At 57.0% G+C, this 20,231-nt stretch carries 17 protein-coding genes, 1 tRNA gene and 1 pseudogene; 10 read left to right on the forward strand and 9 right to left on the reverse strand.

Annotation, left to right across the window (positions count from 1 at the left end; translation table 11 throughout):
• Positions 1 to 2: 2 nt before the first annotated feature.
• Genes tmk through COL8621_RS11000 form a run of 5 tightly spaced genes read left to right on the forward strand, consistent with a single transcriptional unit; the run spans position 3 to position 4,308 of the window.
• Positions 3 to 629 carry a dTMP kinase gene (tmk, locus tag COL8621_RS10980; protein WP_093967409.1) on the forward strand — a complete coding sequence of 209 codons (627 nt, stop codon included), beginning with the start codon at positions 3 to 5 and terminating at the stop codon, positions 627 to 629.
• A complete protein-coding gene (locus tag COL8621_RS10985; protein ID WP_093967410.1) occupies positions 626 to 1,768 on the forward strand; it encodes a DNA polymerase III subunit delta' in 1,143 nt (380 codons plus the stop codon). Before tmk ends, COL8621_RS10985 begins: the two co-directional genes overlap by 4 nt.
• Complete coding sequence (locus tag COL8621_RS10990; RefSeq protein ID WP_093967411.1) at positions 1,765 to 2,571, forward strand: TatD family hydrolase; 807 nt, start codon at positions 1,765 to 1,767, stop codon at positions 2,569 to 2,571. Before COL8621_RS10985 ends, COL8621_RS10990 begins: the two co-directional genes overlap by 4 nt.
• The gene (locus tag COL8621_RS10995) at positions 2,571 to 3,368 is read left to right on the forward strand and encodes an MBL fold metallo-hydrolase (RefSeq protein WP_093967412.1); all 798 of its coding nucleotides are present in this window, start codon (positions 2,571 to 2,573) and stop codon (positions 3,366 to 3,368) included. Before COL8621_RS10990 ends, COL8621_RS10995 begins: the two co-directional genes overlap by 1 nt.
• A 4-nt stretch (positions 3,369 to 3,372) precedes the next feature.
• Positions 3,373 to 4,308: an AEC family transporter gene (locus tag COL8621_RS11000; protein WP_093967413.1), complete on the forward strand. Its 936-nt coding sequence runs from the start codon at positions 3,373 to 3,375 to the stop codon at positions 4,306 to 4,308.
• Here the strand turns inward: COL8621_RS11000 and COL8621_RS11005 are convergent.
• The 6 genes and pseudogenes from COL8621_RS11005 to COL8621_RS11030 all read right to left on the reverse strand — a co-directional run.
• A pseudogene (locus COL8621_RS11005) lies at positions 4,309 to 5,160 on the reverse strand (ABC transporter permease); the annotation flags it as partial.
• A gap of 11 nt (positions 5,161 to 5,171) precedes the next feature.
• Positions 5,172 to 6,722 carry an ABC transporter permease gene (locus tag COL8621_RS11010; RefSeq protein WP_093967415.1) on the reverse strand — a complete coding sequence of 517 codons (1,551 nt, stop codon included), beginning with the start codon at positions 6,720 to 6,722 and terminating at the stop codon, positions 5,172 to 5,174.
• A gap of 72 nt (positions 6,723 to 6,794) precedes the next feature.
• Positions 6,795 to 7,895 carry an extracellular solute-binding protein gene (locus tag COL8621_RS11015; RefSeq protein ID WP_093967416.1) on the reverse strand — a complete coding sequence of 367 codons (1,101 nt, stop codon included), beginning with the start codon at positions 7,893 to 7,895 and terminating at the stop codon, positions 6,795 to 6,797.
• Positions 7,896 to 7,985: 90 nt separating this feature from the next.
• Complete coding sequence (locus COL8621_RS11020; RefSeq protein ID WP_093967417.1) at positions 7,986 to 9,083, reverse strand: ABC transporter ATP-binding protein; 1,098 nt, start codon at positions 9,081 to 9,083, stop codon at positions 7,986 to 7,988.
• Positions 9,084 to 9,390: 307 nt separating this feature from the next.
• Positions 9,391 to 9,477 (reverse strand) — tRNA-Leu (locus tag COL8621_RS11025).
• 122 nt (positions 9,478 to 9,599) lie between these two features.
• Positions 9,600 to 10,964, reverse strand: a complete 1,365-nt coding sequence (locus tag COL8621_RS11030; RefSeq protein WP_235823840.1) for a peptidoglycan-binding domain-containing protein — start codon at positions 10,962 to 10,964, stop codon at positions 9,600 to 9,602.
• A gap of 143 nt (positions 10,965 to 11,107) precedes the next feature.
• Here COL8621_RS11030 and lipB point away from each other — a divergent pair, with 143 nt between their 5' ends.
• From lipB to COL8621_RS11045, 3 genes are all read left to right on the forward strand, one after another.
• Positions 11,108 to 11,761 carry a lipoyl(octanoyl) transferase LipB gene (gene lipB / locus COL8621_RS11035; protein WP_093967419.1) on the forward strand — a complete coding sequence of 218 codons (654 nt, stop codon included), beginning with the start codon at positions 11,108 to 11,110 and terminating at the stop codon, positions 11,759 to 11,761.
• 360 nt (positions 11,762 to 12,121) lie between these two features.
• Complete coding sequence (gene ctaD / locus COL8621_RS11040; RefSeq protein WP_093967420.1) at positions 12,122 to 13,795, forward strand: cytochrome c oxidase subunit I; 1,674 nt, start codon at positions 12,122 to 12,124, stop codon at positions 13,793 to 13,795.
• The gene (locus COL8621_RS11045; RefSeq protein ID WP_093967421.1) at positions 13,796 to 14,347 is read left to right on the forward strand and encodes a DUF2244 domain-containing protein; all 552 of its coding nucleotides are present in this window, start codon (positions 13,796 to 13,798) and stop codon (positions 14,345 to 14,347) included.
• A 279-nt stretch (positions 14,348 to 14,626) separates the two neighbouring features.
• On the opposite strand, the gene COL8621_RS11050 is transcribed toward COL8621_RS11045, so the two are convergent.
• Positions 14,627 to 15,433 (reverse strand): hypothetical protein, encoded by an 807-nt coding sequence (locus tag COL8621_RS11050; RefSeq protein ID WP_141137881.1) that lies wholly within the window; start codon positions 15,431 to 15,433, stop codon positions 14,627 to 14,629.
• A 377-nt stretch (positions 15,434 to 15,810) separates the two neighbouring features.
• Positions 15,811 to 16,269: a GatB/YqeY domain-containing protein gene (locus tag COL8621_RS11055; RefSeq protein WP_093967423.1), complete on the reverse strand. Its 459-nt coding sequence runs from the start codon at positions 16,267 to 16,269 to the stop codon at positions 15,811 to 15,813.
• Positions 16,270 to 16,448: 179 nt separating this feature from the next.
• Between COL8621_RS11055 and carA the strand changes: the two genes are divergently transcribed.
• Together carA and COL8621_RS11065 are read left to right on the forward strand one after the other, a co-directional pair.
• A complete protein-coding gene (carA, locus tag COL8621_RS11060) occupies positions 16,449 to 17,606 on the forward strand; it encodes a glutamine-hydrolyzing carbamoyl-phosphate synthase small subunit (RefSeq protein WP_093968527.1) in 1,158 nt (385 codons plus the stop codon).
• Between the two features lie 76 nt (positions 17,607 to 17,682).
• Positions 17,683 to 19,581 (forward strand): glycosyltransferase family 2 protein, encoded by a 1,899-nt coding sequence (locus COL8621_RS11065; RefSeq protein ID WP_093967424.1) that lies wholly within the window; start codon positions 17,683 to 17,685, stop codon positions 19,579 to 19,581.
• Here the strand turns inward: COL8621_RS11065 and COL8621_RS11070 are convergent.
• On the reverse strand, positions 19,578 to 20,231 hold the full coding sequence (locus tag COL8621_RS11070; RefSeq protein WP_093967425.1) for a GntR family transcriptional regulator: 654 nt from the start codon (positions 20,229 to 20,231) through the stop codon (positions 19,578 to 19,580). The genes COL8621_RS11065 and COL8621_RS11070 overlap by 4 nt on opposite strands.

The raw sequence follows: 20,231 nt of genomic DNA on the forward strand, positions 1-20,231 counted from the left end.
GAATGACCGCGCAAGGCGTATTTATCACATTCGAAGGCATCGACGGTTCGGGCAAGTCCACACAAGTGCGGCTGCTTGCCGATCACCTGCGCGCATCTGGCCGCGAGGTTATCCTGACACGCGAACCCGGAGGCTCCCCCGGGGCCGAGGAAATCAGGCGTTTGGTTTTGGAAGGCGACCCCGACAAATGGTCAGCCGAAACCGAAATCTTGTTGTTCACTGCGGCCCGGCGCGATCACCTTGAAAAGACGATCCAGCCAGCAGTCGACGCTGGCCAGATCGTGATCTGTGATCGTTTCGCGGATTCCACGCGGCTTTATCAGGGGATCACGCGCGGTGATCTGCGCGGCGTGGTCGACCAATTGCACGACCTTATGATCGGGCGCGAACCTGACCTGACCTTCATCATCGACATGGACCCGGGCATCGGCCTTGCCCGTGCAAAAGGGCGCAACGGGACGGAAGAACGGTTCGAAGATTTCGGTGAATCCCTGCAACGCAAAATGCGCGGCGGTTTTCTGGAACTGGCGCAAGAATTCAGCGACCGCTGCGTCGTAGTGGACGGAAATCGCGCCATCGAAGACGTCGCTGCAGATGTGGCCCAACTTGCCGATGAGCGGTTGCCATGAGCGACGACATCCCCGAAGCCGACCGCGTCGAGGGCGCCCCACACCCACGTGAAACCCTTGCCCTGCTTGGCCATGACAACGCCCAAGCCGCGTTTCTGGATGCGTTCAACACCGGGCGTATGCACCATGGCTGGCTGATCACCGGGCCACGCGGCGTGGGCAAGGCCACGCTTGCATGGCGCATCGCACGTTTCCTTTTGGCCCAGCCTGCGAAAGACGATGGCGGGCTATTCGGTGCCCCGCCCCCGCCCGACAGTTTGGATATTGGCGAAGATCACCCCGTCGCCCATCGCATGGCGGCCCTGTCTGAACCCGGCCTGTTTCTGTTGCGCCGTGCGTGGGATGACAGCAAAAAACCCGCCCGGCTGAAAACGGTCATCACCGTGGATGAGGTGCGCAAGCTTAAGGGCTTCTTTTCGCTCTCTGCCACCGATGGCGGACGGCGTGTGGTGATTGTGGATGCGGCGGATGAAATGAACGTCAACGCCGCCAACGCCCTTTTGAAGCTGTTGGAAGAGCCGCCAGAAAACGCCACTCTTTTGTTGATCTCGCATCAGCCATCGCGGTTGCTGCCGACGATCCGGTCGCGGTGTCGCGAACTTCGTCTTGGCACGCTAAGCCCGGATCAAATGGCCGACGCCATGCAGGCCGCAGGGGCCGACGTCACCGATGCCGCCGCCTTGGCCGAACTGTCCGGTGGCTCCGTGGGCGAGGCGATCCGCCTGACCAACCTTGGCGGCTTGACGCTTTATTCCGAGATTGTCGCGCTGTTTTCCTCGCTTCCCCGATTGGATCGCCCGCGCGCGTTGAAGCTGGCCGAAAGCGCGGTGGGCAAGGCAAATGAACCGCGGTTCGATCTGTTGCTGCGTCTGTTCGATCTGTTCCTGTCCCGGCTGGCCCGCGCTGGCGTCCTTGGGCCACCCGCCCACGAAGCCGCACCGGGCGAAGCTGCCCTGATGGCTCGTCTTTGCCCAGATGCCTATGCGGCACGCGCATGGGCCGAAACGGGCGAAAAATTGGGGGCCCGTGCGCGCCATGGTAAAGCGGTCAACCTTGACCCGGCATCCCTGATCCTTGATATGGTTCTTAGGATTGACGAGACGGCGGCGCCCCTGGCCGCCCGGCAGGCGAGCGCATGACAAGCACCCCAGAGATTACCGATAGCCACTGCCATCTGGATTTCCCCGATTTTGCCGAAGAGCTGCCGCAGGTCATCGACCGCGCGCTAGAGGCCGGGGTGACGCGGATGGTCACGATCTGCACCAAACTGCGGCTGCTGCCGCAGGTTCAGACGATTGCCCAAACCTATGACCCGGTGTTTTTCGCCGCTGGCACCCACCCGATGAGCGCGGCCGAAGAACCGATGGCAAGCGTCGACGAATTGGTAAAGCTGGCCGCGCACCCCAAATTCGTCGGCATCGGCGAAACCGGGCTTGATTACCACTACACCGCCGAAAGCGCGGATGTACAAAAGGAAAGCCTGCGCATTCACATCGAAGCAGCGCGGCAAACCGGCCTGCCCCTTATCATCCACGCCCGCGCGGCGGATGATGACATGGCCCGCATCCTTTCCGATGAATACGACGCCGGCGCCTACAGCTGTGTGATGCACTGCTTTTCGTCCAGCGCCGAGCTGGCACAGGCGGCGCTGGACCTTGGGTTTTACCTGTCGATGTCCGGCATCTCGGCCTTTCCAAGGTCGGCAGAGCTGCGCGATATCTTTGCCGCTGCGCCGGTCAGCCGCATCCTTGTGGAAACGGACGCGCCGTATCTGGCACCGCCTCCACATCGCGGCAAGCGCAACGAACCCGCCTATACCCGCCACACGGCCAAAGTGGGCGCACAGCTGTTCGACATGGAATATTCCGATTTCGCTGCCCAAACGCAGACCAATTTTGACAGGCTGTTCAAAAAGGCCGCTGCTTGGGACGGGGCTAACTGATGGCGCGTCTGCACTTCACCATTTTGGGCTGCGGTTCGTCCGGCGGCGTGCCGCGTCTGGGCAACAAGTGGGGCGACTGCGACCCAGACGAGCCCAAGAACCAGCGCCTACGCTGTTCGTTGCTGGTGGAGCGTGAAGACGAAGACGGTGTTACCCGCGTGCTGATCGACACCACGCCCGACATGCGCACCCAGCTTTTGAACGCGGGCGTGGGCGAGTTGGACGCCGTCATTTACACCCATTCGCACGCCGATCACGTTCATGGGCTGGATGATCTGCGCCAGATCGTTTTCAACATGAAAACCCGCCTGCCCGTCTGGGCCGATGGCCCTACGCAAGAGGCGCTGTTTTCCCGCTTCGGCTATGCATTCATGCAGCCCGAAGGCTCCCCCTATCCGGCGATCTTGGAAATGCACACGATCAGTGGCGACGTGGTGATTACCGGCGCTGGTGGCACGATCCGTTTCACCCCCTTCAAAGTCAACCACGGTTCGATGGATGCGCTTGGCTTTCGCGTGCGCGATTTGGCCTACCTTCCCGACGTGGCAGAGATGTACGACGAAAGCTGGGCCAAACTTGAAGGGTTGGACATGCTGATCCTTGATGCCCTACGCCGCACGCCGCATCCAACGCACCTGCATTTGGATAAAGCGCTGGAATGGATCGAACGCGTTGGGCCCAAACGTGCGATCCTGACGAACATGCATATCGATCTGGATTACGCCACGGTCGAAGCCGAAACCCCCAACCACATCGCGCCAGCCTATGACGGGCTGACCATCACTTACGAGCTTTAGCAACATGTCCTCATTGATCGAAGTTATCCTGCCCGTCTTTCTTGTCATCGGGTTCGGGTACGCGGCGGTCTGGCGGAAGTTGTTTTCAAACGAAGGCGTGGATGGGTTGATGAAGTTCACCCAGAACTTCGCCATTCCCTGCTTGTTGTTCAAAGCGATCTCGACCCTTGATCTGGGGCAGAACTTCGATTGGCGGTTGCTGATCAGCTTTTACACCGGCGCGCTAAGCGGCTTTGTCGTGGGGCTGTTTGGGGCGCGCATCCTGTTTAAGCGCCCGTGGGAAGATTGCGTCGCCATCGGGTTTGTCGGGCTGTTTTCCAATTCGCTGTTGTTGGGCCTGCCGATCACGGAACGCGCCTATGGCGCTGATGCGTTGAAGCCGAACTATGCGATCATCGCGATGCATTCGCCGTTTTGTTACGGCGTTGGCATCACCGTGATGGAATTTGTGCGCAACCGTGGAAAAGGCCGCGGCTTGGCCGGTACGTCTGGCGCGATCTTGAAGGCGATGTTTTCCAACGCGCTGGTTATCGGCATTAGCCTTGGCTTTGTCGTTAACCTGACCGGATTGGCCCTGCCCGGCGTTCTGACTGACGCGATTGACCTTATGATCCGCGCAGCCCTGCCCGCCGCGTTGTTCGGGCTTGGCGGCGTCTTGTTCCGTTACCGCCCCGAAGGTGACCTGAAGGCGATCGCCTTTGCCTGCGCAGTCTCGTTGATCCTGCACCCAACGATCGTCTGGTTCATGGGCGGCGCGCTGTCATTGGACCAAGGCCAGTTCAGATCAGCAGTTTTGACGGCAGCGATGGCACCTGGGATCAACAGCTATATCTTCGCCAACATGTACGGCGCGGCCCGTCGTGTGGCCGCATCCGCTGTTCTTGTTGGGACGTTAACGTCGATCCTTACCATTTGGGTTTGGCTGGCGCTGTTGGGCTAATCAGCCCGGGCTCAGCCCCCGCAGCCGTTCGGAACGGCGGCGCAGGATTTCAACCGTTGTCAGCAGCGCGATAGAGATCACAACCAAGATCGTGGCCACGGCCAAGATGGTTGGACTGATCTGTTCGCGCAGGCCGGTGAACATCTGCCACGGCAGTGTCTTTTGCCCAGCCGAGCCGACGAACAACACCACCACCACTTCGTCAAACGAAGTAATAAACGCGAACAGCCCACCCGAGATGACACCGGGCAAGATCAGAGGCATCTGCACCTTAAAGAACGTGTGCACCGGATCGGCCCCCATATTCGCCGCCGCACGGGTCAGCGATTTGTCAAAGCCGACAAGCGTTGCCGTCACGGTGATGATGACAAAGGGAATGCCCAATGCAGCATGCGCCAGAACCACCCCGAAATACGTGCCCTGAAGGCCGATACGGGAATAGAAAAAGTACATACCGGCGGCCGAGATGATCAAAGGCACGATCATCGGCGAAATCAGAATGGCCATGATCAAACGCCGGAACGGCACGTGATCTTGGCTAAGCCCCACGGCCGCCAACGTGCCCAACGTGACCGAGATCAGCGTCGCCACTGGTGCAATCCGGATGGAATTGCGCATGGCCTGTTGCCAGTCGGGATTGGTGAAAAAATCTTTGTAGTGTTTCAGAGAGTATGCGTCAGCCTCTAGCGCGATCATCCCCGGCGTGAATGTAAAGAAATTCTCGGCGTTGAAGCTTAGCGGGATGATCACAACAATCGGCGCGATCAGGAAAAAGAAGATCAGGCCGCAGATCACCTTGTAGCTATAGTGCCAGATGCGTTGGCCGGTGGTGGCATAAGGGGGCAGTTTCATGTTGTTCTTCCTTATCCCAAGCTCACGTTGTCGATGCCGACAATCTTGTCATAGACCCAGTACAGCAGCAGAACCACGGCCAGCAGGATGGTGCCAAGCGCCGCTGCCAGCCCCCAGTTTAGCGAACTGGAGATGTGATAGGCGATCCGGTTAGAGATGAACGTACCTGTCGTTCCCCCCACCAGCTCAGGCGTGATGTAGTATCCGATGGCGAGGATAAACACGAGGATGCACCCCGCCCCGATCCCCGGAACTGATTGCGGGAAATAGACCCGCCAAAAGGCTGTCCAGTTGGTCGCGCCCAGCGATTTCGCTGCGCGCACGTAGGTCACCGGGATGGTCTTCATCACGGAATAAAGCGGCAAGATCATGAACGGCAAAAGAATATGCGTCATCGCAACGATCGTGCCAAATTGGTTGTTCATCATGATCAGGCGATTAGCGTCATCCACCAAGCCGATCCAAACAAGAATGTCGTTGATCACGCCCTGCTGTTGCAAAAGCACTTTCCACGCCGATGTCCGCACCAACAGTGATGTCCAGAACGGCAGCAGCACAAGGATCATCAACAGGTTCGATGTGCGCAGCGACAGGTTCGCCAGCAGAAATGCGATCGGGTAGCCCAGCAAAACACAACTGGCCATGATCGCAAGGCTCATGAACATCGTGCGCTTGAACAGCATCATATAGACGCGCTGGTCTTCGGGTTGTTGCTGCACCCCATCAACCGTCTGCTGCAAATCGACAGCCGCCAGAAAATAGCCGGGCGTGTAATTCGGAGAGAACGCTTTGATCGTCTTCCAAACGTCCGTATCCGCCCAGTCTTCTTCGACATCAAGGAATTGCGCGCGGATATCCACGGTTTCGAAATCCGGCACCGCAGCCGCCGCCGTTGTCAGCAGCGGGTTTTCCAGCACCGCGCCCACATCGGGGTTGGCTGCAAGCTCTCGGTAAAGTGCCGTATAAACAAAATCGGCAGGCTGTTCTGTAGCCGGGTCGTCGTTGTCGTCCAAGACAATGCTTGTCCAACCAGCATAGGCAGAGGCGGTTTCAGGCAATGCGCTGCGCGCATCCTGTTCGGCCATCAATGCAACCCAAGTGGCTGGATTTTCCCACGCAGCATCAAGTGCCACGAACTGATCCGTATAGGCATCAGTCGCAAAGCGTTTCACACGGCGGCCCGTCTTGCGGAACAGCGATGAAATGCCTGTTTGTTCATAGTTCAGACGCGAACCAAGGCGCGTGTGCGTTTTGAATTCTGTTGCGATTGCAAGGTCGGTGTACAGCGCGGCAAAGACATCTTCGCCCGGCGTTTCCTCGCCCGAATAATCCTGTAGTGCAATCACGGTACGCGGCAGCGTTTCAGATACGATCTCATTTTCGACCGAACGAAACAGCATGTCCGCGATGGGCGCGATAAACGTCAGCAAAACAAAAAGCAGCAACGGTGCGATCAGGGCCAGCGCCCTAATTTTCTGTGCCCGCAAAGCCCGCTGAAGGCTGCGCTTCAGGGGTGTCCCGTCGGCGGCCAGTACTGGGCCTGTTTCGCTGGTATCGGTCATACGCTTCCCCGCTTCTTTTTATTGTTGGGAAAGGGCCAAACGGCCCCTTCCCGTTTTCATCCGCTCAGCAGATTATTGAGCCAGCCACGCCTGGAATTTCGCATCCAGATCGTCGCGGTAGTCTGCCCACCATTCGTAGTTGTTCACGAAGGTATGTTCGGTGTTGTTAGGATCGGTTGGCATGTGAGGTGCCATTTCGATACCCAGATCCGCGTGTGTGGAAACCAGCGGCGCAGAAGAAGCGCGTGCAGGACCGTAAGAGATATACTTGGCCTGATCCGCCAGACGCTGTGTATCGGTGGCAAAGTTTAGGTAAGTCATGACAGCAGCTTCACGCTCTGCTGGCAGACCGGCGGGTACAACCCAACCGTCCAGATCGAACATCTGCCAATCCCATGCCATGCCAATTGGCTGTTCCTGCTCTACAATCGCCGAGAACAGGCGGCCGTTATAAGCAGATGCCATGAACACTTCGCCATCGGCCAGCCACTGAATTGGTTCAGCAGATGCAGACCACCACAGGGTTTGATCCTTGATGGTGTCCAACTTGGCAAATGCACGCGCCTGACCTTCGTCAGTTTCCAGCGCGTCATAGACGTCTTCATATGCGACGCCGTCGCACAGCAGTGCCCATTCAAGGTTCGCGATTGGCTGTTTGTTCAGCCCGCGTTTGCCGGGGTATGTTTCAAGATCGAAGATGTCACAGGCACCCTTCGGCGCAGCAGTGCCCTCGGCCAGTTGGTCTGTGCGATAGCCAAATGTTGTCGAGAATACGATCTGCGGAATGAAACACTCGGAAACGATCATATCACCAAAGTCATCGCTGGCGGATGTACCGTCAGGCGCCGCAGCCAGAACAGCATCGTGATCGATTTCCATCGCAAGGCCTTCGTCACACAGACGGATCGCATCGGCCGCTTCAACGTCGACCAGATCCCATGTGATGTTGCCAGCTTCGTTCATCGCACGAAGTTTCGCCACAGCCTCGGGTGAGCTTTCATCGTTGATGATATTCACGTCAGGGTTCGCGGCCATATAGGGCTCGTGGTAGGCTTTTTGCTGCGAGGCAGAATAGGCGCCGCCCCAAGAAACCACAGTCATATCAGCTGCCGACACTGCGCCAGCAGACAACGCAATCATGCTAGTGGCAAGAATAGAATAGGTGAGTTTCATAACGTACTCCGTAGTTGTAGTCCCGTATTTACCTGTGTGGTTCCAGCCCCGGGCCAAGCGACAGAACCATTTCGGAACCGCGCCAGCCGGTTAGGCGTCAAGCGCGCGGCAGTCGTCTGGAAGCCAACCGATTTCGATTTGCTCACCAGGTTTGAGACGACGCTGGTCGGGTGCGTTTCGTGTTTTGATCACGAAATCCTCGTTCCCCGCGACGCGCAGGCGCGTACGGAAAATGTCACCCATATACACAAACTCAAGCACTTCGGCTTTCAGCGTGTGCGCATCGGCGTGCAGGCGTTCTTTGTTATATTCGACGCGTTCCGGACGGATCGAAACCTTCGTCCGCTCCCCAGCTTTGGAAACGTTCACCGGCGTCGCATCGATCACCTCGCCACCATCAAGCCGCACAAGGGCACGGCCGTTATTGATGCTTTCAACGACGCCTTCTAGCGTGTTGTTTTCACCAATAAATTGCGCAACGAAGCTGTTCTTCGGGGCTTCGTAAAGTTCATCTGGCGGTGCAAGCTGCTGAATGCGGCCATCGTCAAACACGGCCACGCGATCCGACATGGTCAACGCTTCGGTCTGATCGTGGGTCACATAAACTGTCGTGATCCCCAAATCATGCGCCAGCTTGGTGATTTCGAACTGCATATGTTCGCGCAACTGTTTGTCCAACGCGCCCAGCGGTTCGTCCATCAGAACCAATTCAGGTTCGAACACCAAGGCACGCGCCAGCGCGATACGCTGTTGCTGACCACCGGAAAGCTGTGCGGGGCGGCGCCCGCCGAAATCGCCCATCTGAACCATGTCCAGCGCGCGTTTCACTTTTGCTTCGCGTTCATCCTTGCCCATTTTGCGCACTTCCAGCGGGAAGGCCAAGTTTTCGGCAACGGTCATATGGGGGAACAGCGCATAGTTTTGGAAAACCATGCCTATGCCGCGTTTATGCGGAGGGATGTTATTGATCGGCTTGCCATCAAGCAGGATGTCGCCGTGCGTGGCTGTTTCAAACCCCGCAAGCATCATCAAGCAGGTGGTTTTACCCGACCCTGAGGGGCCAAGCATCGTCAAAAACTCACCCTTGCCGATAGAGAGGTTAAGGTCTTTCACGACAAGCGTTTCGCCATCGTAGCTTTTCTGGACGCGGTCAAAGACCACGAACCCGCTTTCGGACGCAGAGGTCAAACAACACTCCCTGTTTTATTATGCGCGCCACCCACGGCACGCTTATTGTGGGCTTTTGCCCATTACCTAAACGGTATCATTCCTATTCAAGAGCGCAACTTGGAATCATAGGCGACGTTTCATAAAGTAAAAACGGCGTTTTCTTGCAAAAGCTTCGGTCCATTAGCCTTAGGAATCTTCGTTTTCGGGCAAAACGCCCGATCCGTATTCACATTAAACACGCAAAATGCGGGCACGCCGGACCATTAGCAAATAGTCTTAGAACCGGCGAAAACCGGTTCTTGAACGATCAATTTGTCTGGGTGATTGGTGCGGTCGAGAAGACTCGAACTTCCACGGGTGTTACCCCACAGCGACCTCAACGCTGCGCGTCTACCAATTCCGCCACGACCGCACGTGATCAGGTAGTGCGCGGTTACATAGCGGCGTTGATCGGGGATGTGAAGCGTATTTTTGACCTTTTTCGCGACTTGTTCAGGGGGCCGTTTCCCGCCCCCTGAAAACCTCAACAAATGCTCAGTTTTCGACCGAGAATGTCGGCAGCGACACGGGCTTCGGTGCCGTTGGGTCAGCCAAGGCCGCCCCATCAGCCCCCCCGCCCAATTGATAGGCGGCCTTTCGGATTAGCCCCGAACGCTCTGGCTGGCCCGGCGCGAAGACCGGCGTCGCACCTTTGGCGATGGCGTCCAGACTGCCTTCATACCAAGCCAGCGCCAGATCCGGGCGTTTGGCGGCGCCGAATCCCTGACTAAGATGGTGGCCCATCAATTCACCATATACCGGCTCCCCCAACGCATTCAGCATAAGGGCAGATGCAAGCGCCACATCCATATTGTCGGTGCGATAGCCAACCGAAAGGCAAATCCGCGCGGTGCCCGACAGCTGGGCAGGCGACATACCCGATTGCAGCACGAATGCCCCCACCTCTTGCAACACCTCGGACTGCGGTTTCAGCGACATGCCCGCGATCTGATCTTTCAATGCTGGGCCGAACGCTTCGCACTGCTGTGCGATCTGTTCTTTCGTGAAACCCTGCACCTTTGAAGCCAACTCTTCACCATGCGCAATTGCGTAAGTCCGCGCGAGGCAGAACTGTTCATTCATGGCGAAATTTGCGTCTGTCATGACCGCTTCGGTCGTAAAACCACCGTTGGTATTGGTCAGAAGGCTGACCTTATTGCAGTGCGAGGCCAGCGAAACCGATTCGGAAGCCCCCATGAAATTGGGCAAGCCCCCTGCTCCAAAGGCTGGAACGGCGGCCTCTATGATTGGCTCTTCAACTGGGGCGACGGCGGCGGGCGCCTCTTGTTTTGGTGCAACGACAATGACCGTGTTACGCGCGCCCTGTTGTTGGGGCACCACAGGCGCGACGGGGGCCGCCGTGGCAAAGGTTGGCGCTATGCCTGCTGCCTCTTGCTGATAGGTCTTCAGCAGGCCGCGTGTCCCCATCGGGCTGGCGGCAATCATCTGCGCAGTGGTCGCCCCACCTGCGATCGAGCGGTGATACCCCGACACAAGGAAGGTACGTTCATATTCGGTCAGCTGACCTGTCGGCGGGTATCCCATATGTGCTTGATATTGCGAAATTGCTGAACGCGTATTCCGCCCGACAACCCCATCTGGCGTGCCCGCCGGAAAGCCGAAATAGTTCAGCGATGTCTGCACCTCTCGGTTCTGAGCGCGCTGCGCGGATGAGATGCTGGGCTTCTTGTAAACCGTCTTGGTTTTGGTGCTGGTATACGTTTTTTTCTTAGTTTTATTGGCGGAATTGACGGCTGCTGAACCGATCACCCCCAACAAAACACCGGCGGCAACATCACCCGCATCTGCGGCAGCGCGATGGGCGGGTGTAACGACAAGGGAAGCTGCGACAACAGCCATTGATATTTGATGCCTTAACATGACATGACTCCATGAAAACTGGTGTCCGGCCGGAAAGCCGGCGCCTAAAAAATGTATGCTTAATGATGGAATTGTCCGCCTCAGCAGGCGTTTCTGTCAAGTTTGGAATACCGGGAACACCAATGGTTGATTGGCTCACGTCCAACGGATTAACGCCCTACGAAGACGCCGTAGCCCAGATGGAGGCGCGCGCCGCCGCAATTGCCCAAGGCACCGCGAACGAGGCGATTTGGTTGGTCGAACACCCGCCGCTTTATACCGCTGGCACGTCGGCAAACCCTTCTGACCTGACCGATCCTGACCGGTTTCCCGTCTATGAAACACGTCGCGGCGGGCAATACACCTATCACGGGCCCGGCCAGCGCGTGGCCTATGTTATGCTGAATGTCGGCGAACGCGGGCGCGACGTGCGCAAGTTCGTTGCGCAGATGGAAGCATGGGTGATCGCCACCTTGGCCGAATTCAACGTCACTGGTGAACGTCGCGAAGGGCGTGTTGGCGTCTGGGTCGTCCGTAACGACAAACCCGCCCTGATCGATGGCAGTGCCCCAGAAGACAAAATCGCCGCAATCGGTGTGCGGCTTCGCAAATGGGTCAGCTTTCATGGGCTTTCAATCAACGTCGAACCCGACCTAAGCCATTTTGGCGGCATCGTTCCCTGCGGCATTCGTGAACACGGTGTGACCAGCCTTGTTGACCTTGGCCTTCCAGTCACGATGGACGACGTCGATGTGGCGCTGAAACGAACTTTCGAATCCGCATTCTCCGACAAATAGCGAATCCTTCGCGGAAACGTTCAGATTCCGCCGCTTCCTGCCGGAAAGTCGTAAATTGATGTGTAACGCGCTGATATAAATACAGCATTCGCTGTGGCAGTTTATCACGCCCAGGCGCTTTGTGCGGCCAAATCAGCCCGAACCGGCCGCGCTTGCCGCGCCCGCACCCGACCTAAGTCATTGATTTCGCTAGGTGGAAGGCTTTTCACCGAAACACAAAGCGCAGTGGAAAGAAAATTTCGCCCTGCGGCGCTTAGGTACATTGCCCCGGACACGCTAGAGAACTAAAACGTGCTTGGGAAATCGCGTGGCGTGCTAACGCCCGCTATGCATCAACTAATTCGAAACGGGAGGCATCGTATGGCAGACGCAGCCATTCACGGCCACGACGGACATGACGAACGCGGGTTCTTTACCCGCTGGTTTATGTCCACTAACCATAAAGATATCGGCATCCTTTACCTCCTGACTGCAGGTCTGGTGGGCTTCGTCTCTGTTGCCTTCACCGTGTACATGCGGTTGGAGCTGATGGACCCGGGCGTTCAGTACATGTGTATGGAAGGCATGAGCTTCGTTGCTCAGGCTGAAGAAAACTGTACTCCGAACGGCCACCTCTGGAACGTTCTGATCACCGGCCACGGCATCCTGATGATGTTCTTCGTGGTTATTCCGGCACTGTTCGGCGGCTTCGGCAACTACTTCATGCCACTTCAGATCGGCGCGCCTGACATGGCGTTCCCGCGTCTGAACAACCTGTCTTACTGGCTGTATGTTACCGGTACTACGCTGGCCGTCCTTTCGGTGTTCAGCCCCGGTGGTAACGGCCAATTGGGTTCGGGTGTTGGCTGGGTTCTGTACCCACCACTTTCGACATCCGAAGGCGGTTATTCGATGGATCTGGCGATTTTCGCCGTTCACGTATCGGGTGCTTCGTCCATTCTGGGTGCGATCAACATGATCACCACCTTCCTGAACATGCGTACGCCGGGCATGACCCTGCACAAAGTACCGCTGTTCGCTTGGTCGATCTTCGTTACCTCGTGGCTGATCCTGCTGTCCTTGCCTGTACTGGCTGGCGCTATCACCATGCTGCTGACAGACCGGAACTTCGGCACAACCTTCTTCCAACCTGAAGGTGGCGGCGATCCGATCCTGTACCAGCACATCCTGTGGTTCTTCGGCCACCCGGAAGTGTACATCATCATCCTGCCTGGCTTCGGCATCATCAGCCACGTAATCGCGACATTCTCTCGCAAACCAGTATTCGGCTACCTGCCGATGGTTTACGCGATGGTTGCGATTGGTGTTCTGGGCTTCGTCGTTTGGGCGCACCACATGTACACCGTTGGTCTGAGCCTGACACAGCAGTCCTACTTCATGCTGGCCACGATGGTTATCGCGGTACCCACCGGGGTTAAGGTGTTCAGCTGGATCGCCACCATGTGGGGCGGCTCGGTTGAGTTTAAAACTCCGATGCTTTGGGCGTTTGGCTTCCTGTTCCTGTTCACCGTTGGTGGTGTGACCGGTATCGTACTCAGCCAAACTGGCGTCGACCGGATGTACCACGATACATACTATGTGGTTGCTCACTTCCACTATGTGATGTCGCTGGGTGCCGTGTTCGCGATCTTTGCCGGTATCTACTACTACTTCGGCAAGATGACGGGCCGTCAGTACCCTGAATGGGCTGGTAAGCTGCACTTCTGGGCGATGTTCATCGGCGCCAACATTACCTTCTTCCCTCAGCACTTCCTGGGTCGCCAAGGTATGCCACGCCGCTACATCGACTACCCAGAGCAGTTCGCTTACTGGAACGAAGTTTCCAGCTGGGGCGCGTTCCTGTCCTTCGCGTCGTTCCTCTTCTTCATCGGTGTCGTTGTTTACACCCTGTTCGCAGGTAAGCGCGTGACCGAAGACAACTACTGGAACGAATGGGCTGACACGCTTGAGTGGACAGTTTCTTCCCCGCCGCCGGAGCATACGTTCGAAACGCTCCCCAAGCAGGAAGACTGGGACAAGGGCCACGCCCACTAGATGCCCTACGAATGGGACATAAATGAAAAAGGGGCCCCGGACATTTCCGGGGCCTTTTCTTTTGAGGCTGGCGATCCTCCCGCGGCTACACTGCACCTGTGGCCTTACCGCTCCCTCCCCCGCAAAGGGTTCGTGACATTCTTCGCGATCACCTGCGTACTGGTGTTGCTCCCCCTCTTCGCCGTCCTTGGCTCGCCCATCCTGTGGGGGCTGCTGCCATTCATCGGCGGGGCAATCGCGCTGACATGGTACCTGCTGGAACGCTCTTACAAAGACGCCGAAATTCTAGAGGAACTACGCCTGTGGTCCGACCGGGTTGAGCTAACTCGCCACAACCCACGCGGCCCCAAACAGGACTGGCACGCCAACCCATACTGGCTCCGGATCGAGATGCACCCAAAGGGCGGCCCGGTCGAAAACTACCTGACCCTCAGGGGCGGAGAGCGCGACGTGGAACTCGGCGCCTTCCTCAGCCCCGAAGAGCGGGCGGAGCTGTATGGGGAATTGCAGGGAATGCTGTCAAGGATACGGGGCAAGCAACACAATCCCTGACATCCTGAATGTCCGCTACGAGCCCATGGTGACCGAGGCGGCACCACCTCTTAGTGCCCGCTTCCATCTTCTTCGCCCTCGGTTTCATCCAAGACTGCTGCGACGATCGAATTGTCGCTCCCAAAACGGGTTGTACTAATGTCGCGTGAGCAGTGACCGTTACTGCTGGCGGGAATTAAAGCTAGAATTGAATATGGCAAGATTTTCCAGAATATCGAGCTAACTGCCCGTGCAGCCAGGTGCGCCCCAAGCCAAAAGGAGCGCACCTCATAGAGCCTTCTATTTTACAGAGTTTTTTCCTGGATCGCCCGCAACAATGAAACCACGACGCGCTCGGTTGTCACCGTTCGCCGCCCAATTATAGCGCATCTCACCGCGCGAAATTTCATCGATCACCATGCATGCAGTTGATCTTGATTTACCGTTTTCATATTTTCCAAAGAACATGCACAGGAGACCATTTTCCGAGATCGCCCACTGTTCAAATTTGCTGCGTCCGACTTTGGAATCGTGAAAAGCGTGATCTTCGGTCAAAAAGATTGCCCACCCGTCTTTTCCTGCACTTACCAAACCCCGGCCAGTCAACTGTCGTTTCAGCGCGCGGGATTTTGGAATCGTGCGCCAAGCCTGTCCATCACTTTTAGTGAATTCAAACTCTTGCAGTGCCTCGTTTCTGCTGCCTGTAAATTCGATCGGTGCAAGGCCAAAGAAACTCGCCGCTTTTTTCCCATTGATGGCTTTGTATCGCTGCTGAACGCGTTTGATGTCTATTGTATCCGGAAGGATTCGTTTGCCGTTTGACGCATAGACGACACAATCACGCTTGCCCATTTTGACATGCTCGCGACAATTCGAAAGAGCCTGTGCAGTGGATTTAGCCATGGTGTTCCAACCCCAAGCTGTCCCCCACGCACCGTCTGGCGAAATTGCCAAAGCTGTGATGCCAGACCTTGCTCCCAGTTCAGACAGAACTTTGGTCTGTTCATTGTTCAGTGTAACTGTCCATGGCTCCGCCTTAAGGCTCAGTGGTGCAAGGAAAGCTAAAATTGCAATTGTATATTTTGTGCCTTTAAGAAAATGCTTCATCGGCTCTCTTTGTGTTTTACATTTGATTGGGCGGATCAAGAGGATATTTAATGGCCGAATATCAAGAGCAGTCTTTGGACGTAAGCTGAAAAAGTAATTATATTTCAGTCATCTGAGCAAAAATCGATTGAACCTTTCCGCCAAAACCACAGACATTTCATACATTGGCGAGTGACCTAAACGGATCGTCCGGTTCATCTGACTTCTGTGATCGTCGCTTTTTCCCGAATGCATATGGAACAAGGGAAAAGTTCTGAACGGGAGAGTGATTATTTTGGATGGCGGCTTGATATCCGTCTTTGCAGAACACGGCGAATTCACAAAAAAGCCGCGCCCTTTATAAGACGCGGCTTTTCCATATTCACAATCAAGGTACGTTACCCCAGCCGGTCTTTGACCATCGGGCCCACCGCGCCGAAATCCATCTGGCCGGTGTATTTACCCTTCAGCGCGCCCATCACCTTACCCATATCGCGGATCGATTCTGCGCCGGTGTCGGTAATGGCGGTGGCGATGGCTGATTCCACCTCATCGTCAGACAGCTGCTTGGGCAAGAAACCCTCGATGATGGTGATCTCTGCACGCTCACGCTCTGCCAGATCCAGCCGGCCGCCCTCTTCATAGGCGCGCGCACTTTCTTGGCGTTGTTTCACCATACGGCCAAGGATTTGAAGGACATCAGCGTCAGAAACGCCTGCATCATCCCCTTCGCCACGCATGGCGATGTCTTTATCCTTGATCGCAGCGTTAATAAGGCGGAGCGTCGAAAGACGGGCCACCTCTTTATTCTTCATCGCGTCTTTTAGGCCAGAAGCGATGCGCGTTCGCATATCCATGTTGGTCAGTCATCCCCATGAAGTCCAGCCTTCGAAAATACCTGTTACCGCTGACAGGCGCAACCTTAGCGTTAATTTTCCAAGTCTTTGTTTTAAAACACAAACGCAATTTACCTCCCCCCTTGCACCTTTTCGCGACCCCGCGTAGGTTCCGCGAAATCTAAGCTATGGAGCACGCAATGCCCGCAGCAAGCGCCCACACGAAACCAACCGCCTGCCTTACACTTGCCGATGGCACTGTGTTCTATGGTCATGGCTTTGGCGCCACCGGTACAACGGTGGCAGAGCTTTGCTTTAATACCGCCATGACGGGGTATCAGGAAATCATGACTGACCCGTCTTATGCGGGTCAGGTGGTGACATTCACCTTCCCTCATGTGGGGAACGTGGGTGTGAACCCCGAAGATGATGAAACCGCTGATCCGGTCGCCGCTGGCATGGTTGTGAAATGGGACCCCACGGTTCCGTCCAACTGGCGTTCTGCCGAACCGCTGACCGAATGGTTGGCGCGGCGCGGGCGCATCTGCATCGGTGGCATCGATACGCGCCGTTTGACCCGCGCGATCCGCCAGCAAGGCGCGCCACACGTGGCCCTTGCCCATGATCCCGAAGGCAATTTCGACATTGCCGATCTGGTCGCGAAAGCCCGCGCTTTCAGCGGGTTGGAAGGGCTTGATCTGGCCAAAGACGTGACCTGCGCGCAATCCTATCGCTGGGACGAACAGCGTTGGTCTTGGCCCGATGGGTTCACCAAACGCGAAACGCCCGGACACCGGGTTGTGGCCATCGACTTTGGCGCAAAGCGCAATATCCTGCGCTGCTTGGCCTCTGCTGGCTGCGATGTAACTGTGCTGCCCGCTTCGGCCACCGCCGAAGAAGTGTTGGCCCTGAACCCCGAAGGCGTGTTCCTGTCGAACGGCCCCGGCGACCCTGCGGCGACTGGCGAATACGCCGTGCCGATGATCCGGGAAGTGCTGGAAAAAGACGTTCCGGTTTTCGGGATTTGCCTTGGCCACCAGATGCTGGCGCTGGCGCTTGGTGCGAAAACGATCAAAATGAACCACGGCCATCACGGCGCTAACCACCCGGTGAAAGATCTGGAAACCGGTAAGGTAGAGATCACATCGATGAACCACGGGTTCACGGTGGACAGTCAAACACTGCCCGCTGGCGTGAAAGAAACCCATGTATCGCTGTTCGATGGGTCGAACTGCGGCATCCGCATGGAAGATCGCCCCGTGTTTTCTGTTCAATACCACCCCGAAGCCAGCCCCGGCCCGCAAGACAGCTACTATCTGTTTGAGCGGTTCGCTGCGGCAATGAAAGCACGCGCCTAAGCGGCTTTTCCTTCGTTAACTGGCCGTTAACCTTAAGACTTCAGGCTCTGTTCCATCGGATCAGAGTTTGAAATCTATGTCGAAAGCCACACAATTTCTCGTTGTTGATACCCCCCGCGCGGCCCCGCGGCGGACAATAACGCGGGCGCGGCGGCCCATCGGCGACTACCTGCTTGAACGTAATGCGGTTTCTCCCGACGCCCTGATCAAAGCCTTAGCGCTGCAACGTCGTCAGGATTTGCGCCTTGGCGACATCCTTCTTGCCCATGGAATGGTCGCAGAGGACGATCTGACCGCCGCCCTTGCCGCCCAGTACGGTGCGCTGCCCGCTGATCTGGCGCAGCTTCCGCCGGACCCGCGCTTGATTGATGCGATGGGCATCGATATGTGCCTGCGCGAAGGTGCCGTACCTGTGCGCCGCCTTGGTGGGGCAACGATTATTGCCACCTCCCGCCCCGAAGCATTCCAAGTTCTGCGTCAGAAGTTGCCCAAAAGCTTTGGCGAGCCGATCATGGCCTTCAGCGGAGAGCGTGACATTCACGCCGCGATTCTGGCCACACGAAACCGCCAGCTTACGCAAAAGGCCGAAACCCGCGTGGCAGAGGATGAAAGCTGCCGTTTTTGGTACGGCGCAACCCCGCGCAACATCCTGACCATGCTGATTCTTGGCCTGTTCTGCGCGGTTCTTGCTGCACCGGTGCCCACAATCACGGCACTAACATTCTGGGCCCTTTTCACACTGCTGGCCACAACCGCATTGAAATGCGCAGCCGCCATCACCACCCTGCGGGCGCGCAAACATGCACAACAAAGCGGCCCGCCCCCAGAACGCCCCGCCATCGCGCGCCTTCCTGTGGTGTCGGTCATGGTTCCACTGTTCCACGAAGAAGACATCGCAAAGCGGTTGGTCGACCGCCTTGGTCGGCTAACTTACCCGAAAGAGCTGCTGGATATCTGCCTTGTGACCGAAGCGGATGACGAAACGACCCGCGCGATGCTTGCGCGCTCTCGCCTGCCCTATTGGATGCGGGTCATCACCGTGCCAACTGGCAGCCTAAAAACCAAACCGCGGGCGCTGAACTTTGCGCTCGATTTTTGCCGCGGCTCGATCATCGGGGTTTACGACGCCGAAGATGCCCCCGACCCGGATCAGATTCACCGCATCGTGCGCCTGTTTCATGAACGCGGGCCAGAGGTTGCCTGCCTTCAGGGGCAGCTTGATTTTTACAACACGTCCAAGAATTGGTTTTCGCGCTGTTTCACCATCGAATATGCTGCATGGTTCCGCATCATCCTGCCCGGCATTGCACGTATGGGGCTGGTCGTGCCGCTGGGTGGCACAACCCTGTTTTTCCGTCGCCCCGCACTTGAAAGCCTTGGTGGCTGGGACGCCCATAACGTGACCGAAGATGCCGATTTGGGCATTCGTTTGGCCCGCCACGGCTATCGTACAGAACTGGTTGAAACCACAACCTTTGAAGAAGCAAATTGCCGCCTTTGGCCGTGGGTGAAACAGCGTTCACGTTGGCTTAAGGGTTATGCAATGACGTGGTCGGTGCATATGCGCCAACCCAAACGGTTGTGGCGCGAGCTGGGCCCGTGGAAATTCGCCGGTTTTCAGGTGATGTTTCTTGGCACGCTTTCGCAATTCCTGTTGGTCCCGCTTATGTGGTCCTTCTGGCTGATCGCGCTGGGTTTGCCGCATCCACTGACAGGGGTTTTACCCCAACAGGTGATGCTTTTCGTCGGGGCGCTTTTCATCCTGACGGAAGTCGCGAACATCGCCATCGGAATCGCCGGGGCCAGCCTTGCCGGTAAACGCGGACTCTGGGGGTGGGTGCCCAGCCTGCACGTGTACTATCCGCTTGCTGCCATCGCGACCTACAAGGCCGTGTTCGAAATGGTCGTTAAGCCGTTTTACTGGGACAAAACCTGCCACGGCATCGCGGATGAGGAAGAGGCCCAGACGCCTTAGATATCCGTCCCGTATCCGGCCGCGTCCAACCGCAAGCGTGCTTCGAAAGCGATGGAAATATGGGACCGCAACGCCTCGTACGCGGCATCACCGTCACCTGCGGCAATGGCATCAACGATGGCCGCGTGTTCTTCCAGCGCTTTTTCACCGCGCCCTTCGGCCGCCAATGACGTCGTCGCCATCAAAGCCATCGACCGATGCACAAGATCCAACTGCTGCACCAGATACCGGTTATGAGAGGCAAGATGCACCTGCTTGTGAAAACGTCGGTTTGCCCGTGACATCGCCTTCGGATCGCCGATCAGCGCCTTATCTTCTTGAACCATGTCACGCAGCACGCGGACCTCTTCTTCGGTGGCGTGGCGCGCGGCAAGCCGGGCGGCCAACCCTTCCAGCTCGCCACGAACGACGTAAAGCTCTGCAAGTTGGTTATGGTTCAACGATGCAACGATCAGGCTGCGCCCGTCCCGCGACAAAAGGGATTGCGTTTCAAGCCGTTGAAGGGCTTCGCGGATTGGGGTGCGCGACACGCCGAAACGTTCGGCAAGTTCACTTTCGACCAGCCGATCACCGGGTTTATAGACACCCACGTCAATCGCATCGAGGATCAGCGCATAGGCATCTTTGTTGGTGGGCTTCAGGTCTTTCAT

The organism is Actibacterium lipolyticum (genome assembly GCF_900184935.1).
In the GTDB taxonomy this organism is placed as follows: Bacteria; Pseudomonadota; Alphaproteobacteria; order Rhodobacterales; family Rhodobacteraceae; genus Actibacterium_A; species Actibacterium_A lipolyticum.

What these genes read in the sequence shown, in the direction of transcription:
- tmk (WP_093967409.1), top strand. Translation starts at nt 3, where the DNA reads ATGACCGCGCAAGGCGTATTTATCACATTCGAAGGCATCGACGGTTCG.
- COL8621_RS10985 (WP_093967410.1), top strand. Translation starts at nt 626, where the DNA reads ATGAGCGACGACATCCCCGAAGCCGACCGCGTCGAGGGCGCCCCACAC.
- COL8621_RS10990 (WP_093967411.1), top strand. Translation starts at nt 1,765, where the DNA reads ATGACAAGCACCCCAGAGATTACCGATAGCCACTGCCATCTGGATTTC.
- COL8621_RS10995 (WP_093967412.1), top strand. Translation starts at nt 2,571, where the DNA reads ATGGCGCGTCTGCACTTCACCATTTTGGGCTGCGGTTCGTCCGGCGGC.
- COL8621_RS11000 (WP_093967413.1), top strand. Translation starts at nt 3,373, where the DNA reads ATGTCCTCATTGATCGAAGTTATCCTGCCCGTCTTTCTTGTCATCGGG.
- COL8621_RS11010 (WP_093967415.1), bottom strand. Translation starts at nt 6,722, where the DNA reads ATGACCGATACCAGCGAAACAGGCCCAGTACTGGCCGCCGACGGGACA.
- COL8621_RS11015 (WP_093967416.1), bottom strand. Translation starts at nt 7,895, where the DNA reads ATGAAACTCACCTATTCTATTCTTGCCACTAGCATGATTGCGTTGTCT.
- COL8621_RS11030 (WP_235823840.1), bottom strand. Translation starts at nt 10,964, where the DNA reads ATGGCTGTTGTCGCAGCTTCCCTTGTCGTTACACCCGCCCATCGCGCT.
- lipB (WP_093967419.1), top strand. Translation starts at nt 11,108, where the DNA reads ATGGTTGATTGGCTCACGTCCAACGGATTAACGCCCTACGAAGACGCC.
- ctaD (WP_093967420.1), top strand. Translation starts at nt 12,122, where the DNA reads ATGGCAGACGCAGCCATTCACGGCCACGACGGACATGACGAACGCGGG.
- COL8621_RS11045 (WP_093967421.1), top strand. Translation starts at nt 13,796, where the DNA reads ATGCCCTACGAATGGGACATAAATGAAAAAGGGGCCCCGGACATTTCC.
- COL8621_RS11050 (WP_141137881.1), bottom strand. Translation starts at nt 15,433, where the DNA reads ATGAAGCATTTTCTTAAAGGCACAAAATATACAATTGCAATTTTAGCT.
- COL8621_RS11055 (WP_093967423.1), bottom strand. Translation starts at nt 16,269, where the DNA reads ATGGATATGCGAACGCGCATCGCTTCTGGCCTAAAAGACGCGATGAAG.
- carA (WP_093968527.1), top strand. Translation starts at nt 16,449, where the DNA reads ATGCCCGCAGCAAGCGCCCACACGAAACCAACCGCCTGCCTTACACTT.
- COL8621_RS11065 (WP_093967424.1), top strand. Translation starts at nt 17,683, where the DNA reads ATGTCGAAAGCCACACAATTTCTCGTTGTTGATACCCCCCGCGCGGCC.
- COL8621_RS11070 (WP_093967425.1), bottom strand. Translation starts at nt 20,231, where the DNA reads ATGAAAGACCTGAAGCCCACCAACAAAGATGCCTATGCGCTGATCCTC.